The sequence below is a fragment of the Vibrio sp. 1F255 genome (assembly GCF_041439145.1).
Classification (GTDB): domain Bacteria; phylum Pseudomonadota; class Gammaproteobacteria; order Enterobacterales; family Vibrionaceae; genus Vibrio; species Vibrio crassostreae_C.
Genome location: NZ_JBGONQ010000035.1, coordinates 1 through 14,926, shown reverse-complemented (window position 1 = coordinate 14,926; position 14,926 = coordinate 1). Strand labels below are relative to the sequence as shown.

General features: G+C 45.0%; 17 protein-coding genes. 8 read left to right on the top strand and 9 right to left on the bottom strand.

Annotated features, from left to right (window positions below; genetic code table 11):
* Window positions 1–88 precede the first annotated feature (88 nt).
* Entirely contained in the window at window positions 89–1,351 is a 1,263-nt protein-coding gene (waaA, locus tag ACED41_RS17935; protein ID WP_371725381.1) for a lipid IV(A) 3-deoxy-D-manno-octulosonic acid transferase, read from the top strand.
* Window positions 1,352–1,391: 40 nt separating this feature from the next.
* On the opposite strand, the gene ACED41_RS17930 is transcribed toward waaA, so the two are convergent.
* On the bottom strand, window positions 1,392–2,105 hold the full coding sequence (locus tag ACED41_RS17930) for a 3-deoxy-D-manno-octulosonic acid kinase (RefSeq protein ID WP_371725380.1): 714 nt from the start codon (window positions 2,103–2,105) through the stop codon (window positions 1,392–1,394).
* Window positions 2,106–2,201: 96 nt separating this feature from the next.
* Between ACED41_RS17930 and ACED41_RS17925 the strand changes: the two genes are divergently transcribed.
* From ACED41_RS17925 to ACED41_RS17915, 3 genes are all read left to right on the top strand, one after another.
* Window positions 2,202–3,284, top strand: a complete 1,083-nt coding sequence (locus ACED41_RS17925) for a glycosyltransferase family 9 protein (RefSeq protein WP_017063093.1) — start codon at window positions 2,202–2,204, stop codon at window positions 3,282–3,284.
* A 1-nt stretch (window position 3,285) separates the two neighbouring features.
* Complete coding sequence (gene coaD, locus ACED41_RS17920; RefSeq protein ID WP_010433787.1) at window positions 3,286–3,768, top strand: pantetheine-phosphate adenylyltransferase; 483 nt, start codon at window positions 3,286–3,288, stop codon at window positions 3,766–3,768.
* Window positions 3,769–4,010: 242 nt separating this feature from the next.
* On the top strand, window positions 4,011–4,763 hold the full coding sequence (locus ACED41_RS17915) for a glycosyltransferase family 25 protein (protein ID WP_016792613.1): 753 nt from the start codon (window positions 4,011–4,013) through the stop codon (window positions 4,761–4,763).
* A gap of 126 nt (window positions 4,764–4,889) precedes the next feature.
* Here the strand turns inward: ACED41_RS17915 and ACED41_RS17910 are convergent, their stop codons facing one another.
* The 6 genes from ACED41_RS17910 to radC form a co-directional block, all read right to left on the bottom strand.
* Complete coding sequence (locus ACED41_RS17910; RefSeq protein WP_010433784.1) at window positions 4,890–5,894, bottom strand: NAD-dependent epimerase; 1,005 nt, start codon at window positions 5,892–5,894, stop codon at window positions 4,890–4,892.
* A 91-nt stretch (window positions 5,895–5,985) separates the two neighbouring features.
* The gene (mutM, locus tag ACED41_RS17905) at window positions 5,986–6,795 is read right to left on the bottom strand and encodes a bifunctional DNA-formamidopyrimidine glycosylase/DNA-(apurinic or apyrimidinic site) lyase (RefSeq protein WP_229648012.1); all 810 of its coding nucleotides are present in this window, start codon (window positions 6,793–6,795) and stop codon (window positions 5,986–5,988) included.
* Window positions 6,796–6,797: 2 nt separating this feature from the next.
* Entirely contained in the window at window positions 6,798–7,322 is a 525-nt protein-coding gene (locus ACED41_RS17900; RefSeq protein ID WP_032546317.1) for a hypothetical protein, read from the bottom strand.
* A gap of 204 nt (window positions 7,323–7,526) precedes the next feature.
* Complete coding sequence (rpmG, locus tag ACED41_RS17895) at window positions 7,527–7,694, bottom strand: 50S ribosomal protein L33 (protein WP_002535344.1); 168 nt, start codon at window positions 7,692–7,694, stop codon at window positions 7,527–7,529.
* Between the two features lie 13 nt (window positions 7,695–7,707).
* A complete protein-coding gene (gene rpmB / locus ACED41_RS17890; protein WP_004728407.1) occupies window positions 7,708–7,944 on the bottom strand; it encodes a 50S ribosomal protein L28 in 237 nt (78 codons plus the stop codon).
* Window positions 7,945–8,235: 291 nt separating this feature from the next.
* Window positions 8,236–8,910 carry a DNA repair protein RadC gene (gene radC / locus ACED41_RS17885; RefSeq protein WP_048607667.1) on the bottom strand — a complete coding sequence of 225 codons (675 nt, stop codon included), beginning with the start codon at window positions 8,908–8,910 and terminating at the stop codon, window positions 8,236–8,238.
* 224 nt (window positions 8,911–9,134) lie between these two features.
* Between radC and coaBC the strand changes: the two genes are divergently transcribed.
* From coaBC to lpxL, 3 genes are all read left to right on the top strand, one after another.
* Complete coding sequence (gene coaBC / locus ACED41_RS17880; RefSeq protein ID WP_371725379.1) at window positions 9,135–10,376, top strand: bifunctional phosphopantothenoylcysteine decarboxylase/phosphopantothenate--cysteine ligase CoaBC; 1,242 nt, start codon at window positions 9,135–9,137, stop codon at window positions 10,374–10,376.
* A 139-nt stretch (window positions 10,377–10,515) separates the two neighbouring features.
* Window positions 10,516–11,106, top strand: a complete 591-nt coding sequence (gene slmA, locus ACED41_RS17875; protein ID WP_004741428.1) for a nucleoid occlusion factor SlmA — start codon at window positions 10,516–10,518, stop codon at window positions 11,104–11,106.
* Between the two features lie 39 nt (window positions 11,107–11,145).
* Window positions 11,146–12,126: an LpxL/LpxP family Kdo(2)-lipid IV(A) lauroyl/palmitoleoyl acyltransferase gene (gene lpxL, locus ACED41_RS17870; RefSeq protein ID WP_371725378.1), complete on the top strand. Its 981-nt coding sequence runs from the start codon at window positions 11,146–11,148 to the stop codon at window positions 12,124–12,126.
* A 77-nt stretch (window positions 12,127–12,203) separates the two neighbouring features.
* Here the strand turns inward: lpxL and pyrE are convergent, their stop codons facing one another.
* On the bottom strand, window positions 12,204–12,845 hold the full coding sequence (pyrE, locus tag ACED41_RS17865; RefSeq protein ID WP_017059267.1) for an orotate phosphoribosyltransferase: 642 nt from the start codon (window positions 12,843–12,845) through the stop codon (window positions 12,204–12,206).
* 107 nt (window positions 12,846–12,952) lie between these two features.
* Window positions 12,953–13,669, bottom strand: coding sequence for a ribonuclease PH (gene rph, locus ACED41_RS17860; protein ID WP_009847983.1), 717 nt, complete (start codon window positions 13,667–13,669; stop codon window positions 12,953–12,955).
* A gap of 248 nt (window positions 13,670–13,917) precedes the next feature.
* Between rph and ACED41_RS17855 the strand changes: the two genes are divergently transcribed.
* The gene (locus ACED41_RS17855) at window positions 13,918–14,784 is read left to right on the top strand and encodes a YicC/YloC family endoribonuclease (protein WP_017063084.1); all 867 of its coding nucleotides are present in this window, start codon (window positions 13,918–13,920) and stop codon (window positions 14,782–14,784) included.
* The last annotated feature ends 142 nt before the right edge of the window (window positions 14,785–14,926 follow it).

The window sequence follows — 14,926 nt, the reverse complement described above, 5'->3', positions numbered from 1 at the left end:
AAGCATTTAATTATAACGCTCTTTACTTTCGAGATTGAAGAAAATACTCTTCTGAATATTGATTTTGCCTTCTGGTGTCACTGTTCTTATGCTTATACGACTTATCTATACTCTCATATTGTCATTAGCTTCTCCGCTACTGCTGTATGGGCTTTATAAGAGCAAACCTGGAAAGCCAAGTTTTGGTCAGCGTTGGAAAGAACATTTCGGGATCACACCGCAAACTCAAGGTAAGAATCCTATCTGGATTCACGCAGTATCGGTTGGTGAATCGATTGCCGCCGTACCGATCATAAAGCAACTGAAGCGACGCAATTCAAACCAAGCCATTATCGTTACCACGACAACCAGCACGGGTGCAGAGCAGATAGAAAAACTCGGTGATTTAGTCGAGCATCGCTACATGCCGATTGATTTTTCTTGGTGTATTCGAGGTTTTTTGAAGACTGTTCAGCCTAAACAGATGCTAATCATGGAAACCGAGTTATGGCCAAACACACTGCACTGCGTCGCGAAAGCTGGAATCCCCATTTCGGTACTCAACGCTCGCCTATCTGAACGCTCGTGCCAGCGTTATGCTAAATTCCAAGCCGTTTTTGATCTCTTAGCCAAAAATCTCTCTCAAGTACTTTGCCAATACCCAAGTGATGCTGAGCGTTTTATACGATTAGGGTTAGATAAAGCATCTGTGCATGTGACTGGGTCGATCAAGTTTGATATTGAAGTTTCAGCTGAACAAGTATCAAAAGGCAAAGCGTTACGTGAACAAATTGGCTTTGAACGCTGTGTGTGGATAGCAGCCAGCACTCATCAAGGCGAAGATGAAATTATCTTAGACGCTCATAAACAGCTCCTTAAAGACAATCCAAATACCTTGCTGATGATTGTGCCTCGTCACCCTGAACGATTCAGCCAAGTGACGGAACTGGCTAAACAGCAAGAATTCAACACCATCACTCGAACAAGTCAACAACCTATCGCCTCTGATGTTGAAGTGTATATTGCTGATACGATGGGAGAAATGTTGACCTTACTCGGTGGTGCTGATGTGTGTTTTATGGGAGGAAGCCTTGTAGGCGATAAGGTAGGTGGCCACAATCTTCTAGAACCAGCAGCCCTACAACTACCTTTATTGAATGGTCCTAGCTACTTTAACTTCAGCGAGATCACAGACAAGCTACTGGAAGCCAATGCCGTGGTTATATGTCAAGATAGCCAAGATATCGCAGGCCAACTCCAACGACTGTTCAAACAATCAGAGCTGCGCAAAACTAAAGGCTTAGCGGCTTATCAAGTAGTTGAGCAGAACCGAGGGGCGTTGGATAAAACCTTGGAATACATTCTTAGCTAACAACTATTTGACCTAATTAGCCTTGGTAGCCCTTTAACATCTAACCTTGATAACCCTTTAATATCGGCTCCCAATCCGACTCTTGCCATTGAATCTGGCGCTTGTTCACTTCTTTTAAGAACGAGCGCTTTAAGCGATTCAAGTTGCCTTCTTTCCAGTCATCACCCGCTTGCTGACCACACTTATCAAAGTCAATAATCCACACCCTTTGCGAGTCATCAAGCAGGATATTATGAATGTTGAGATCGGTATGATTAACCCCAGCATCGTGCATCTTGCGTACCTCTTGGCCAATTCGACGATAAACATCCGCATCTATCTGGCCATTGACCAAGACATCAACCAGATCTTTGGCATTGGGAATTCGTTCAGACATTAAGTCCGCTCGATAAAGTAGTCCGCTTTTAATGGCTCTAGCAGCAATGGGCTTCGGTACATTCACACCTGCGTTTGCCAATATCTTTAGGACATTAAGCTCCATAGCGCAGCGAGTACTCTCCCAATCAGAGAAACGATATTGGTCTTCGACTAGCTTCCCAAACAATCCGCCACGGCGATAATGGCGCAATGCGGCCTGTATTCCATCAAGCTGAATGAACCATGTGGTACCGCGTCCTTGAGCACTGCCTGAAATGGCGTCTTGTTGCTGCCAATATTCAGCCTCAAAAATCTGAGCGATATCGCCCTCTGGTACCTGAGCCAAAAGTTCAGGGTCGTACCAAATTGTTTGGTTCTTGGTGCTAATCGTTTCCATCTATGAGGCCTTTGGGTCGCTTTTCGTCATTGCTATTTTACAACTAATGCGAGTATCTGCATAATTCTGATGTTATTCACTTTTTTCGGGCACTTTATGTCACTGTTCTCAACTGCACCTCAATCTCTTTGCATACTTCGCCTCTCCGCGATTGGCGATGTTTGTCATGCTATTTCTGTGGTTCAAGCCATCCAGAAGCAGTGGCCTGAAACGAAAATCACTTGGATAACGGGCAAAATAGAAGCCATGCTGATCGGCGATCTACCCGGTATTGAGGTGATTGTTTTCGATAAGAAACAAGGCTTCAAAGGAATGCGTGAATTATGGCGTCAGCTATCTGATCGTAAATTTGATGCACTTCTGCATATGCAAGCCGCACTCAGAGCCAGCGTGCTATCTTGGGGAATAAAGGCGAAGTGCAAAGTGGGATTTGGCAAAAACCGTACTCGTGAAATGCAGTCACTCTTTACCAACCACCATCTACCTATTTCAGATAAGTTTCATGTGTTGGATAACTTTGCCGAATTTGCTCGCTACATTGGTGCCCCCTTCGATAAGCCTCAATGGGATATCCCTTTAACACCTGAAGATGAACAACTCGCAATTAGCACCATGGCAGACAAGCCGACCTTGGTTATCTCCCCAGCTGCAAGCAAAGATTCACGCAATTGGTTAACTGAGCGATATGCAGCTATTGCTGATTATGCTGTCGAACAAGGCATGCAAGTGGTGTTATGTGGTTCTCCGGCACCAAGAGAAGTTAACCTTGGTAGCGACATCGAAAAATTATGCCAGTCGCCAGTAACCAACTTGATTGGCAAAACGAACTTGAAGCAACTGACTGCCGTACTGAAACATGCAACGGTGGTATTGGCACCTGATACTGGCCCAGCCCACTTGGCAACTACGCAGTCAACGCCTGTAATCGGCTTGTACGCACACAGCGACCCTCGTAGAACAGGACCTTACAACGATCTCGATATCGTAGTGAGTGTTTATCAACAGCACGTAGAAGCACAACAAGGTAAACCAGTCGCAGACCTTCCATGGGGAACCCGTGCTAAAGGCGATGACCTGATGAAAGACATCACACTCGATATGGTAAAGCAGCAACTCGATAAGGCCTTAAACTCTAGTAAAGCACCGAATTCGAACACTACATTAAGCAAGGACAGCTAAAATGAGCACACACGTTATTTATCCAGGAACTTTTGATCCGGTGACCAATGGCCACCTTGATATCATTGTTCGTGCCGCTAGCATGTTTGACCATATCACTGTTGGAGTAGCAGCGAGCCCAAGTAAAAAAACCATGTTTGAGTTAGATGAACGTGTAGAGTTGTTACGTGATGCGGTGTCTCACTTACCTAACGTATCTGTAGAGGGATTCTCAGGGTTACTAGTCGACTTTGCTAAACAGCAGCAAGCAAACGTATTAGTACGTGGTCTAAGAACAACCATGGACTTTGAGTACGAGTTTGGTCTCACTAGCATGTATCGTAAGCTCCTACCTGGCCTTGAAAGCGTATTTCTGACCCCTTCAGAAGAGTATGCTTTCCTCTCTTCAACCATTGTTCGTGAAGTCGCTATACACGGAGGGGATATTAGCCAGTTTGTACCACAAAAGGTGGCAGCCGAGATAAAGCTGAAGACTGCCAAGTAATTCTCTTTACCTACACCGAAAAAAATGGCGCTCATTGAGCGCTATTTTTTGAGACAGATAAATTCATTTAGACCCCTACATATTAGCTCTGACACTGCAGAACCGATGAATCAGATAATGCGAACCCCGAACACTCTTGAGGTTCGTCACAACCATAACCTCTAACAAAGCGAACAATCATTACAAAAAGCCAAACGAGTGATAACATAATTTCTTGTGAATAAATACATCAATATAGCTTTATGAAATCATACTGTATTACCTTAAAAGCAAACCATTGTAGGCAAAAATCAACAGCTAACGCCCTTAAGGATGCTCAGGTTGATTTTGAGTTTTTTATCGGAGTGGATGCACGAACCGATGAACATCCTCTACTAACAAGAATTCACGATAGAGCTTTTTTACACAATATGGGTAGACCGCATGCAATTGGGGAAGTGGGGTGTTATGCAAGCCATTATCTTATTTGGCAAAAATGCATAGAGTTAAATGAACCCATTTTAGTCTTCGAAGATCATGCCGATATTGATATCGATATATTTCGCAATACTTTGACTATCGCCGAGCAGCATATTGAGCAGTGTGGTTTTATTCGCTTACAAGACAGTAAGAATAGACTACATTATTCAGTTGATAAGTACGATACACAGCATCTTGTAAAGTATTTGAAAGTTCCTCAAGGAACCGCCTGCTATGCTATATCTCCCAAAGCGGCACAAGCTTTCATCGAACAAAGTTCAACTTTTAATTATCCAGTTGATGTATTCTTAAGGAATACTTGGATTCATAAGCACCCCATGTTTGGTGTTTCTTCTGCTGGATTACAGCGTAGTAAACGGCCGTCAATTATCGGTAGTCGTAAACATAAAGGTAGAAAAGACTATTCTGTCGCCTTTATGAAGATTGTGAACAAAATAAAGAGTATGGCACTTAATCTATCAACAAACCTTTATCACCTTGCAGTACTAGATAAAGAGTTCAGACCAAAATTCTAGGTCTAGGAAAAGTACACTCACATTAAATTGCCCCCTCTCTTTATGCTTATACCTAAACAGCAATCATGCGATTACCTATAAAATAGCGCTCATTGAGCGCTATTTTTAATTCAAAGCTATCAATTACTACAGCGAGTAGTAGGCCTTATACCAATCTGCGAAAGCTTTTGCGCCTTCTTGGATCTTCACTTGAGGCTTGTAGCCAACCGCTTCAAACAAATCTTCCGTATCAGCGTAAGTCGCGTACACATCACCAGGCTGCATTGGCATGAAGTTCTTTTTCGCTTCAACACCTAGAGCACCTTCTAATGCTTCGATGTAGTCCATTAATTTAACCGGGCTGCCGTGACCGATGTTAAACACGCGATACGGAGCAGAACTGGTTGCTGGTGACCCTTGCTCAACGGTCCAATCTGGTTGCTTGGCTGGAATACGATCTTGAACACGAATAATACCTTCAACAATATCATCGATATAAGTGAAGTCACGCATCATGTCGCCGTTGTTATAAATGTCGATTTCTTTGCCCGCTACGATTAGATTCGCAAACTTGAACATCGCCATATCAGGGCGACTCCAAGGGCCGTAAACCGTAAAGAAGCGAAGACCTGTCGTTGGTACGTCGTATAAATGAGAATAGGTATGCGCCATCAACTCATTCGACTTCTTAGTCGCGGCGTACAGTGAAATCGGGTGATCAACACTGTCTGCTGTATGGAATGGCATTTTTTGATTCAAGCCATAAACGGAACTCGATGAAGCATAAACGAGGTGTTCAACCTTATTATGGCGACAGCCTTCAAGAATAGCTAAGTGACCGACAAGGTTGCTATCGGCATACGCCATTGGGTTATCAATTGAGTAACGAACGCCAGCTTGCGCCGCTAAGTGAATCACGCGGTCAAATTTTTGCTCAGCAAACAGCTTCGCCATGCCCTCTCTATCAGCAAGATCCAGCTCAATAAAGGTCAGGTTTTCATGTTCGATACGTTTAAGGCGGTCATGCTTTAAAGAGACTTCGTAGTAGTCATTCAAGTTATCAATACCGACAACCTCATGGCCTGCTGCGCATAGTCGCTCTGACACTGCAGATCCGATAAAACCGGCAACGCCAGTTACTAAATATTTCATTCTACTATTCTCAATTCATATCATTAATGTAATTGTAGCGACTAGCACTTATATCTACTAGCAGTAAAAAGTGAACGCGCGTTCAGTTTTTTTATACTTGGCACTCTTCGCAAAAAAACGTATTTCTTTGCCCTATTTTCAATTCTTGAATCAGAGCTTCACAGCTTGGGCACTTTTCACCCGCTTTCCCATACACTTGCAGCTCTTGGGCGAAATACCCCGGTTTGCCATCTGCTTGTGCGAAATCTTTTAGCGTAGTACCACCTTGTTTAATGGCGGTGGCGAGCACTTGTTTGATCTCTTTGGTCAACAAGACCCACTCTTGTTTTGTCACTTTGCTTGCAGGGCGCAAAGGGCTAATACGTGAAGCAAATAGCGCTTCATTGGCATAGATATTACCCACACCAACCACCACTTTGTTGTCCATGATGAACTGCTTGACGGCCACTTTACGCTTTTCTGCTTTCTCAGCAATGTAGTCAGCGTTGAAGTCATCGGTTAGTGGTTCAGGGCCAGAACCGAGTAACACAGGGTGTGTTTCGTCGGGAGCAGACCACAGCCAAGCGCCAAAACGACGTGGATCGTTGTAGCGTAGTACTTTTCCATTAGTGAGCTTAAGATCCACGTGATCGTGCTTTGCTGCTGGGAAGTCAGCATCTAATACGCGTAGTGAGCCAGACATACCAAGGTGAACAATGGCAGTGCCAGTATCCGTTTCAATCAATAGGTACTTTGCACGGCGCGAGATAGAGCGAATCACCTGCCCTTCTAATGCTTTTAACTCTTGTGGGATATCCCAACGCAGCTTAGGCGTGCGAAAAGTAAGGGTTTTAATGGTCTCGCCAACTAAATGAGGCGAGATCCCCATACGGCTTACTTCGACTTCGGGTAATTCAGGCATAGTTAGTCGTCCGATTTAGAGGAGTGGTTAGCGTTAAAGCTTGGAAACAGGTAGCTCTCTTCAATAGACACCGCCAACCACTGATCATTCCAGTTTTTTAACAACCAGAACTCAGGCAATTGATAATAGGTAATACGCTGGGGCTCTTCTTGGTCTTGATACCATACTTCGATGGTGTGTGGTGTATTTAACCGAGGCGTAAGGTCTGTGTAGGTCTGTGAGTCGACTTCCGTGCCCACAAGCTCTTTCCAACGTTGTGACAGCTCTTGTGCATTGGTGGCTTGAGGAAAGTCAGTATCTTCGAACTGGTAAACCCATTGATTATCTTGTTGAATGACAGACCACTTAGCAAAGTGTAACGCTTGAAGCTTTGCTGTTGGGTTCAGGAGATAAGGATAAGGGCTATCAACCTGCGGTTCAGGCTCGATAAGGTACGCTTTGATCAATGTTGGAAGGTTTAACACGCCAATAAAAGCGATCACACTGAACATGAGTATGTTGTTCCACCGGCGTCCACGATATCTCATCTGATTCTGCTCATCTAACCTATTGAACATTCAGTATATCGTGAAAGTGGCAATACTTTCTATGTTGTACAGATTTCTATCTATCAGAGGCTATATCAAGCAAGAATAATTGAGTTCCTCAAATTGTAGATATAAAAAAACCCAGCGATTAAACTGGGTTTTTCAATTCTTTCTTCTACTGAAGAAGAGCAAAAAAAGCATCAATTACTTGATTTTAGCTTCTTTGTACATAACGTGTTGGCGAACTACTGGATCAAACTTTTTGATCTCAAATTTGCCTGGCATGTTACGCTTGTTCTTATCGGTTGTGTAGAAGTGACCAGTACCTGCAGAAGATACTAGACGAATTTTCTCACGAATGCCTTTAGCCATTGCTTAATTCCTCTTAAACGTTTTCGCCACGTGCACGGATATCAACAAGAACAGCATCGATGCCTTTCTTATCAATGATACGCATGCCTTTAGCAGTTAGACGTAGTTTAACAAAACGTTTTTCGCTCTCTACCCAGAAACGATGAGTTTGTAGGTTCGGCAGAAAACGGCGCTTAGTAGCATTGCGTGCGTGTGAACGGTTGTTACCCGTTACTGGACGCTTACCAGTTACTTGGCATACTCGGGACATGAATGTCTTCTCCAATCGTTTCAGCTCGATATCAACCTTGGTGGCCGAACCTCTCTATCAATTAAAATAGAAGGTAAAAACCGTTATGGAAAATCCATACAAGGCTATCAAAGGTCGCGCATTATACTAACTTGACACGCATTGCTCAAGACCCGAACAGATCCTTTTTACGGATTTCGTGATCTTTTTTTGTGCAGCGCAGCTTGCTTGAGTAATCAGAGCTGATTTTAGGTCTAAAAATGTGGGCGGAATAATAGCAGATTTAACGCAACTAACAACCTAAAATGTGATTCAAATCCATCCACGCTCTGCAAAAGAGACAACTTCGCCATCTCCAACGACAAAATGGTCGAGAACTCGGATGTCCACCAGCGCTAATGCGTCGGTCAATCGGCGTGTAATCCTCCTATCCGCTTGGCTGGGCTCCGCGACACCCGAAGGATGGTTATGAGCCAAGATTAATGCCGCCGCATTGTGATGAAGTGCCCGTTTAACCACTTCCCGTGGGTAAACCGATGCGGCATCGATGGTTCCTTCAAACATAACTTCGTCTTTGATTACCCTATTTTGGTTATCGAGGAACAATATATAGAAGGCTTCTCGCTGGCGATCACGCAACATGCTCGAAAGATAAAGCTTAGTATGACTAGGGCTAGTGAGTGCATCTCCGCGAGATAACGTCTCTGCTAGATAGCGCTGTGTCATCTCTAACACAGCCTGTAATTGAACATACTTGGCCTGCCCCATCCCTTTATGGGCACAAAATTCTTCCTGCGTTGCTGAAAAAAGATGACGGAGCGAGCCAAAGTCTTTGATCAACTTGTCAGCAAGTTCCAACACGTTCATTCCTTGTGTCCCTGTTCGCAGAAATATCGCGAGCAATTCCGCATCACTCAAAGAATCAGGCCCTCGACTCAATAACTTTTCTCTCGGCATCGATTCGGCAGGCATTTTATCTATTGGCATATAAAAACTAATCACTAGTCATGAACACGACCCACCACCTTAATGAGATCATAATCGGAGATCCTTCGGTAAAGATAAAAGGAAACGAGTCACTAGCAAAACCGTGTAATTGATAAGTTTGATAACACCAACTTGATGAGCGTCAAATCTGTTCTAATTCTGCTTCTAGGCACTAATCCTTTGTTCTGATATCGTAAGTCCCAGAGAAATTAAGGAACAGAATCATGCAAACATTGGTTAATCAACTGGATAACGCTGACCTACAAGGCCTAGCTGGGAAAAAAATCCTACTTGGCATTAGTGGTGGTATCGCTGCGTATAAATGTGCCGAACTGACTCGACGCTTAATTGAACGTGGAGCACAAGTACAAGTCGTGATGACGAATGCAGCCAAGGAGTTCATTACTCCTCTCACCATGCAAGCCGTCTCTGGAAGGCCAGTGTCTGATAGTTTGCTTGATCCTGCTGCTGAGGCTTCCATGGGGCACATTGAGCTCGCAAAATGGGCTGATTTGGTATTACTAGCGCCAGCAACCGCTGATCTGATTGCGCGCATGACAGCTGGCATGGGTAACGACCTACTGACCACTTTGGTTCTAGCAACCGATGCGCCAGTTGCGGTATCTCCGGCAATGAACCAACAGATGTACAGCCACCCTGCCACTCAAGAGAACATCGCAACACTAAAACGTCGTGGTTGTGAGATTTGGGGACCAGCGGCTGGCGAGCAAGCGTGTGGTGATGTCGGTATGGGTCGTATGTTAGAGCCAATGCAGCTCGTGCATCGCTGTGAAGACTTCTTCCAACCTAAGCCACTTGCTGGCCGTTCTGTGCTTATTACTGCAGGCCCGACTCGTGAAGCGATTGACCCGGTGCGTTACATTACCAACCACAGCTCGGGCAAGATGGGCTATGCACTGGCTGAAGCAGCCGCGAAACAAGGCGCAACAGTGACTCTAATCAGCGGCCCTGTTTCATTAGCAACGCCAAATAAAGTTAATCGTATTGATGTCGACAGCGCACAACAGATGTTTGATGCGGTTGCAGCAAACGCTTCTCAACATGATATTTTCATCAGCTGCGCCGCGGTTGCCGATTATCGCCCTGAGACCATCGCAGACCAAAAGCTTAAAAAGGTCGACGGTAAAGACGACATGACCATTCAAATGGTTAAAAACCCAGATATTGTCGCTTCTGTCGCTTCAATGACCGAAGGTCGCCCATTTACTGTCGGCTTCGCAGCAGAAACTCAAGATGTTGAGAAGTACGCACGCGGTAAACTGGAAAGAAAGAACCTCGATATGATCTGCGCCAACGACGTCTCAGTTGAAGGCCAAGGCTTCAATAGCAGTAGCAATGAGCTGCACCTTTATTGGGAAGGCGGCGATAAATCTCTACCACTGGAGAGCAAAGACACACTTGGTTTCCAGATCCTCGATCAGATCCAACAGCTTATTGATGCATAAACGCACAGATTTGCTCTGACAATCTGCTGACACCTCTCGATTCTGTTGACCTAGGGCTCACAAAACTAGGAAACAGAATTGAATGGTGTTTATAATCTTTCTTCACTCAATCCTCATCTTTAGGAAAGGAAGTAAATAGATGGCTGGTACTCGAAAATCAAACCGTCGTGAAGAAATCCTACAAGCTCTCGCACAAATGTTGGAATCGACCGAAGGTGCTTCTCGTATCACAACGGTAAAGTTGGCCAAGCAAGTGGGTGTTTCTGAAGCTGCGTTATACCGCCACTTCCCAAGCAAAGCCCGCATGTTTGAAGGCCTGATCGAGTTCATTGAAGAAGCGTTGATGTCTCGAATCAACCGTATTCTGGATGAAGAGAAAGACACGCTAGAGCGCATACGCCTAGTACTACAACTTATCTTAGTTTTCTCAGAACGTAACCCAGGCCTGACTCGAATTTTATCTGGTCATGCTCTAATGTTTGAAAATGAACGCCTGCGTGATCGCATCAACCAACTTTTCGAACGCATTGAGACGCAACTTCGCCAGATCCTGCGTGAAAGAAAGCTTCGTGAAGGGAAATCATTCCCGGTTGATGAGAAAATCTTAGCCGCTCAACTGCTCGGTCAAGTTGAAGGCAGCTTGAATCGATTTGTTCGCTCAGACTTCAAATATCAACCAACAGAAAACTTTGATGCTTATTGGGCACTGCTAAGCGCTCAGATTAAGTAGCAATCAAATTAAGTGGCAATCAAATCTTAAGTGATGGTTATGACGACGAAAACTTCTTCAGCAAACGGCACAGCACAACACGTGATTACTAAGCCGCCTTTTACTCTAGCTCTACTTCACCCTAAATATTGGGGTGTATGGTTTGGTTTTGGGTTATTGGCGCTTATTGTTAACGTTCTCCCTTATCGCCTCTTACTGCTGTTAGGCCGATCGTTAGGCTCTTTGGGTGCTCGCTATGGTAAAAAGCGTGTCGCGGTAGCAACACGTAACTTGGAGCTCGCCTTCCCAGACAAGCCAGCAGATGAAGTCGCGGCAATGGTCAGTGAGAACTTTAAGAACACAGGTATGGCACTCATCGAAACCGGCATTACCTGGTTTTGGCCGACGTGGCGCTTCAAGCGAATCTTAGTAGATAAAGACACTCAAATGCTGCGTACACATAAAGCTAACGGCAAAGGTGTTCTGCTGTGTTGTGTGCATGCCTTGAACCTAGAGATCACTGCGCGAGCAATGGCTGTTCTCGGTATTTCAGGTTTAGGTGTTTATCGCCCGCACAACAATCCGGCTTATGAATTCATTCAATACCGTGGTCGTACTCAAAACGGCAACCGCCTGATTCACCGTAAAGACGTGAAGCGTATGATTCGAATCCTGCGTCAGGGTGAGATCCTTTTCTACCTTCCGGATCATGATTACGGCCGTAACAAAGCAGTGTTTGTGCCTTTCTTCGCGGTAGAAGATGCATGTACTACAACAGGCACTAGTATTCTGGCTTATACGAGCCGATGCGCACTTGTTCCGGGTTCTGGTTTTAGAAATGCCGATGGCAAGTATGAGATCATGGCCGATGAATCGATCGAAGATGACTATCCACAGAAAGATGAGAAAGCGGCTGCCGCCTACATGAACCGCTACCTTGAGAAGATTATCTTAAGAGCACCAGAACAGTGGATGTGGCTGCACAAGCGCTTTAAGACCATGGAAGACCCAGAAGTGGAGCGCGGCATTCGTTATAAATAATGAATACTGAACCAAAAGAAAAGGGGCTGATGAATCATCAGCCCCTTGTGCATTCTATAGTCTAATTACGAGTAGTATTAGATGCCGTATTGAGCGCGGTACGCTTTTACTGACTCTAGATGTGCTGCGTCTGTGCCTTTCTCTTCAAGGAAAGTCACCAAGTCAGTCAGGCTAACGATTGAGATAATCGCACAACCGAAGTCACGCTCAACTTCTTGAATCGCAGACAGTTCGCCTTTGCCCTTCTCTTGACGGTCGATAGCAACAAGCACGCCCGCTAAATCAGCGCCATTTGCTTGGATGATTTCCATCGACTCACGAATCGCAGTACCTGCAGTGATCACGTCGTCCACTAACATGATGCGACCTTCAAGCGCGCTACCGACAAGGTTGCCACCTTCACCGTGGTTTTTCGCTTCTTTACGGTTGAAGCAGTAAGGCGTGTCTACATCGTGGTGATCCGCTAGTGCAACCGCTGTCGTCGTTGCAATTGGGATACCTTTGTATGCAGGACCAAATAGTACATCAAACTCAATGCCAGAATCAGCCAATGCTGCTGCGTAGAAGCGACCTAAGCGCGCTAGGTCACGACCTGTATTAAACAATCCAGCATTGAAGAAGTAAGGGCTCTTGCGGCCAGACTTTAAAGTAAACTCACCAAACTTAAGTACTTCTTTCTCTAGTGCAAATTCAATAAATTCACGTTGATATGCTTTCATGCTCATCCTCTATGTTTACTCAATAAAACTTAACTTACGCCCTGTACCACCCTTTCAGGTTTTACAGACAAAAAAATAGCCCCCAAATTGGGAGCTATTAAAAATGACTAGTCGGCCAACGCAGCTTTCTGCGCTTCGACGATATCGGCAATGCCCTTATTAGCCAGGGCTAAAAGCTGCATCAGCTCTTCGTGGCTGAACGGTTCGCCTTCTGCGGTACCTTGAATCTCAATCATCTTACCGTCTTCCGTCATTACAACGTTCATGTCGGTATCGGCTGCTGAGTCTTCAACGTACTCAAGGTCACACAGTGCTTGTGCACCAACGATGCCCACTGAAACTGCCGCTACGTGGCCTTTCATTGGGTTCTTTTTCAGTTTGCCGCTTGCTAGTAGGCTGTTGATAGCATCAGCCATTGCAACGCTTGCACCTGAGATAGAAGCAGTACGAGTACCGCCGTCTGCTTGGATAACATCACAATCGACAGTGATCATAATTTCACCCATTACTTTCAGGTCAACAACAGCACGTAGGCTACGAGCGATCAGACGTTGGATTTCCATCGTACGACCACCTTGCTTGCCGCTCGCCGCTTCACGACGGTTACGAGTGTGCGTTGCACGTGGCAGCATGCCGTATTCAGCCGTTACCCAACCCTTTCCTTGGCCTTTTAACCAACGCGGTACGTTTTCTTCTACCGTCGCATTACATAGAACTTTAGTGTTGCCGAACTCAACTAATACAGAACCTTCAGCATAAGCTGTGTAGTTACGAGTAATTTTAATTGGACGAATTTGATCTACAGCGCGGTCATTTGGACGCATTGGTATCTACCTTATTAACAGTCTGAAGTGATTTACTATCGAAAGAGTGCATCACCTAAGAAAGGGGTGAGACAGTTTTGATTGGGGCAAGATTATATAGCAGTTTATCGTGCAAATCTATTTACCGTTCAAAGCTATTTATCACGAAAGGCTATTTACAGTGAAAAGCGACAGGCTTCGAGAGCACACCATATCGTGATACTATGTGTGCGCGTTATTTTCAGAATGATAAAAGACAGGAAAATTCGATGATTTATAGTATGACCGCGTACGCACGCAAAGAAGTAAAAGGCGATTGGGGCAGCGCAGTATGGGAAATCCGTAGTGTAAACCAACGCTACCTAGAAACTTACTTCCGTATGCCTGAACAGTTCCGTGGTTTAGAGCCAATCTTGCGTGAGCGTTTCCGTAAGCGTCTAGCGCGCGGTAAGGTTGAATGTAACCTACGCTTTGAAGCAAACCCTGCTGCAAAGGGCGAACTAAGCATTAACGAAGGTTTGGCTCAGCAAGTAATCAATGCGGCGAACCAAGTAATGACGATGACTGGCGAAGAGAGCCGTTTGAACCCATTCCAAGTCATGAACTGGCCTGGTGTGATGGAAACGCCAGAGCAAGACATGGATGCCATCAACAAAGACCTACTTGAAGCATTCAACGATGCTATCGCAGAGTTCATTGATGCTCGTGCTCGTGAAGGTGAGAACATGAAGGCGCTAATCGTACAGCGCTTAGATGCAATCACTGAAGAAGTAGTGAAAGTTCGTGCACGCATGCCTGAGATCCTAGAGTGGCAACGTGAGCGTCTTCTTACCAAATTTGAAGATGCGAAAATCGAACTTGAAGGTTCTCGTGTTGAGCAAGAGCTTATCCTACTTGCGCAGAAGTCAGACGTAGCAGAAGAGCTAGACCGTCTAGATTCTCACGTGAAAGAAGCAAATGCAGTACTGAAGAAAGGTGGCGCTTGTGGCCGTAAGCTAGACTTCATGATGCAAGAGTTCAACCGTGAGTCAAACACGCTAGCGTCTAAGTCTATCAGCACAGACATCACAGCATCAGGCGTAGAGCTTAAGGTTCTTATCGAACAGATGCGTGAGCAGATCCAAAACATTGAATAACAGTCTGTAAGCTGTACACGATAAAGAATAATCAGCTTAATCAGTGTTGATTAGATCAAAATGAGCTCCTAATTTTAGGGGCTTTTTTTTGGTTCATCGCGGATTAGCGGGAACTAAAAACAAAAACGGTAGTAAGTGATAT

What these genes read in the sequence shown, in the direction of transcription:
- waaA (WP_371725381.1), top strand. Translation starts at nt 89, where the DNA reads ATGCTTATACGACTTATCTATACTCTCATATTGTCATTAGCTTCTCCG.
- ACED41_RS17930 (WP_371725380.1), bottom strand. Translation starts at nt 2,105, where the DNA reads ATGGAAACGATTAGCACCAAGAACCAAACAATTTGGTACGACCCTGAA.
- ACED41_RS17925 (WP_017063093.1), top strand. Translation starts at nt 2,202, where the DNA reads ATGTCACTGTTCTCAACTGCACCTCAATCTCTTTGCATACTTCGCCTC.
- coaD (WP_010433787.1), top strand. Translation starts at nt 3,286, where the DNA reads ATGAGCACACACGTTATTTATCCAGGAACTTTTGATCCGGTGACCAAT.
- ACED41_RS17915 (WP_016792613.1), top strand. Translation starts at nt 4,011, where the DNA reads ATGAAATCATACTGTATTACCTTAAAAGCAAACCATTGTAGGCAAAAA.
- ACED41_RS17910 (WP_010433784.1), bottom strand. Translation starts at nt 5,894, where the DNA reads ATGAAATATTTAGTAACTGGCGTTGCCGGTTTTATCGGATCTGCAGTG.
- mutM (WP_229648012.1), bottom strand. Translation starts at nt 6,795, where the DNA reads ATGCCTGAATTACCCGAAGTCGAAGTAAGCCGTATGGGGATCTCGCCT.
- ACED41_RS17900 (WP_032546317.1), bottom strand. Translation starts at nt 7,322, where the DNA reads ATGAGATATCGTGGACGCCGGTGGAACAACATACTCATGTTCAGTGTG.
- rpmG (WP_002535344.1), bottom strand. Translation starts at nt 7,694, where the DNA reads ATGGCTAAAGGCATTCGTGAGAAAATTCGTCTAGTATCTTCTGCAGGT.
- rpmB (WP_004728407.1), bottom strand. Translation starts at nt 7,944, where the DNA reads ATGTCCCGAGTATGCCAAGTAACTGGTAAGCGTCCAGTAACGGGTAAC.
- radC (WP_048607667.1), bottom strand. Translation starts at nt 8,910, where the DNA reads ATGCCAATAGATAAAATGCCTGCCGAATCGATGCCGAGAGAAAAGTTA.
- coaBC (WP_371725379.1), top strand. Translation starts at nt 9,135, where the DNA reads ATGCAAACATTGGTTAATCAACTGGATAACGCTGACCTACAAGGCCTA.
- slmA (WP_004741428.1), top strand. Translation starts at nt 10,516, where the DNA reads ATGGCTGGTACTCGAAAATCAAACCGTCGTGAAGAAATCCTACAAGCT.
- lpxL (WP_371725378.1), top strand. Translation starts at nt 11,146, where the DNA reads ATGACGACGAAAACTTCTTCAGCAAACGGCACAGCACAACACGTGATT.
- pyrE (WP_017059267.1), bottom strand. Translation starts at nt 12,845, where the DNA reads ATGAAAGCATATCAACGTGAATTTATTGAATTTGCACTAGAGAAAGAA.
- rph (WP_009847983.1), bottom strand. Translation starts at nt 13,669, where the DNA reads ATGCGTCCAAATGACCGCGCTGTAGATCAAATTCGTCCAATTAAAATT.
- ACED41_RS17855 (WP_017063084.1), top strand. Translation starts at nt 13,918, where the DNA reads ATGATTTATAGTATGACCGCGTACGCACGCAAAGAAGTAAAAGGCGAT.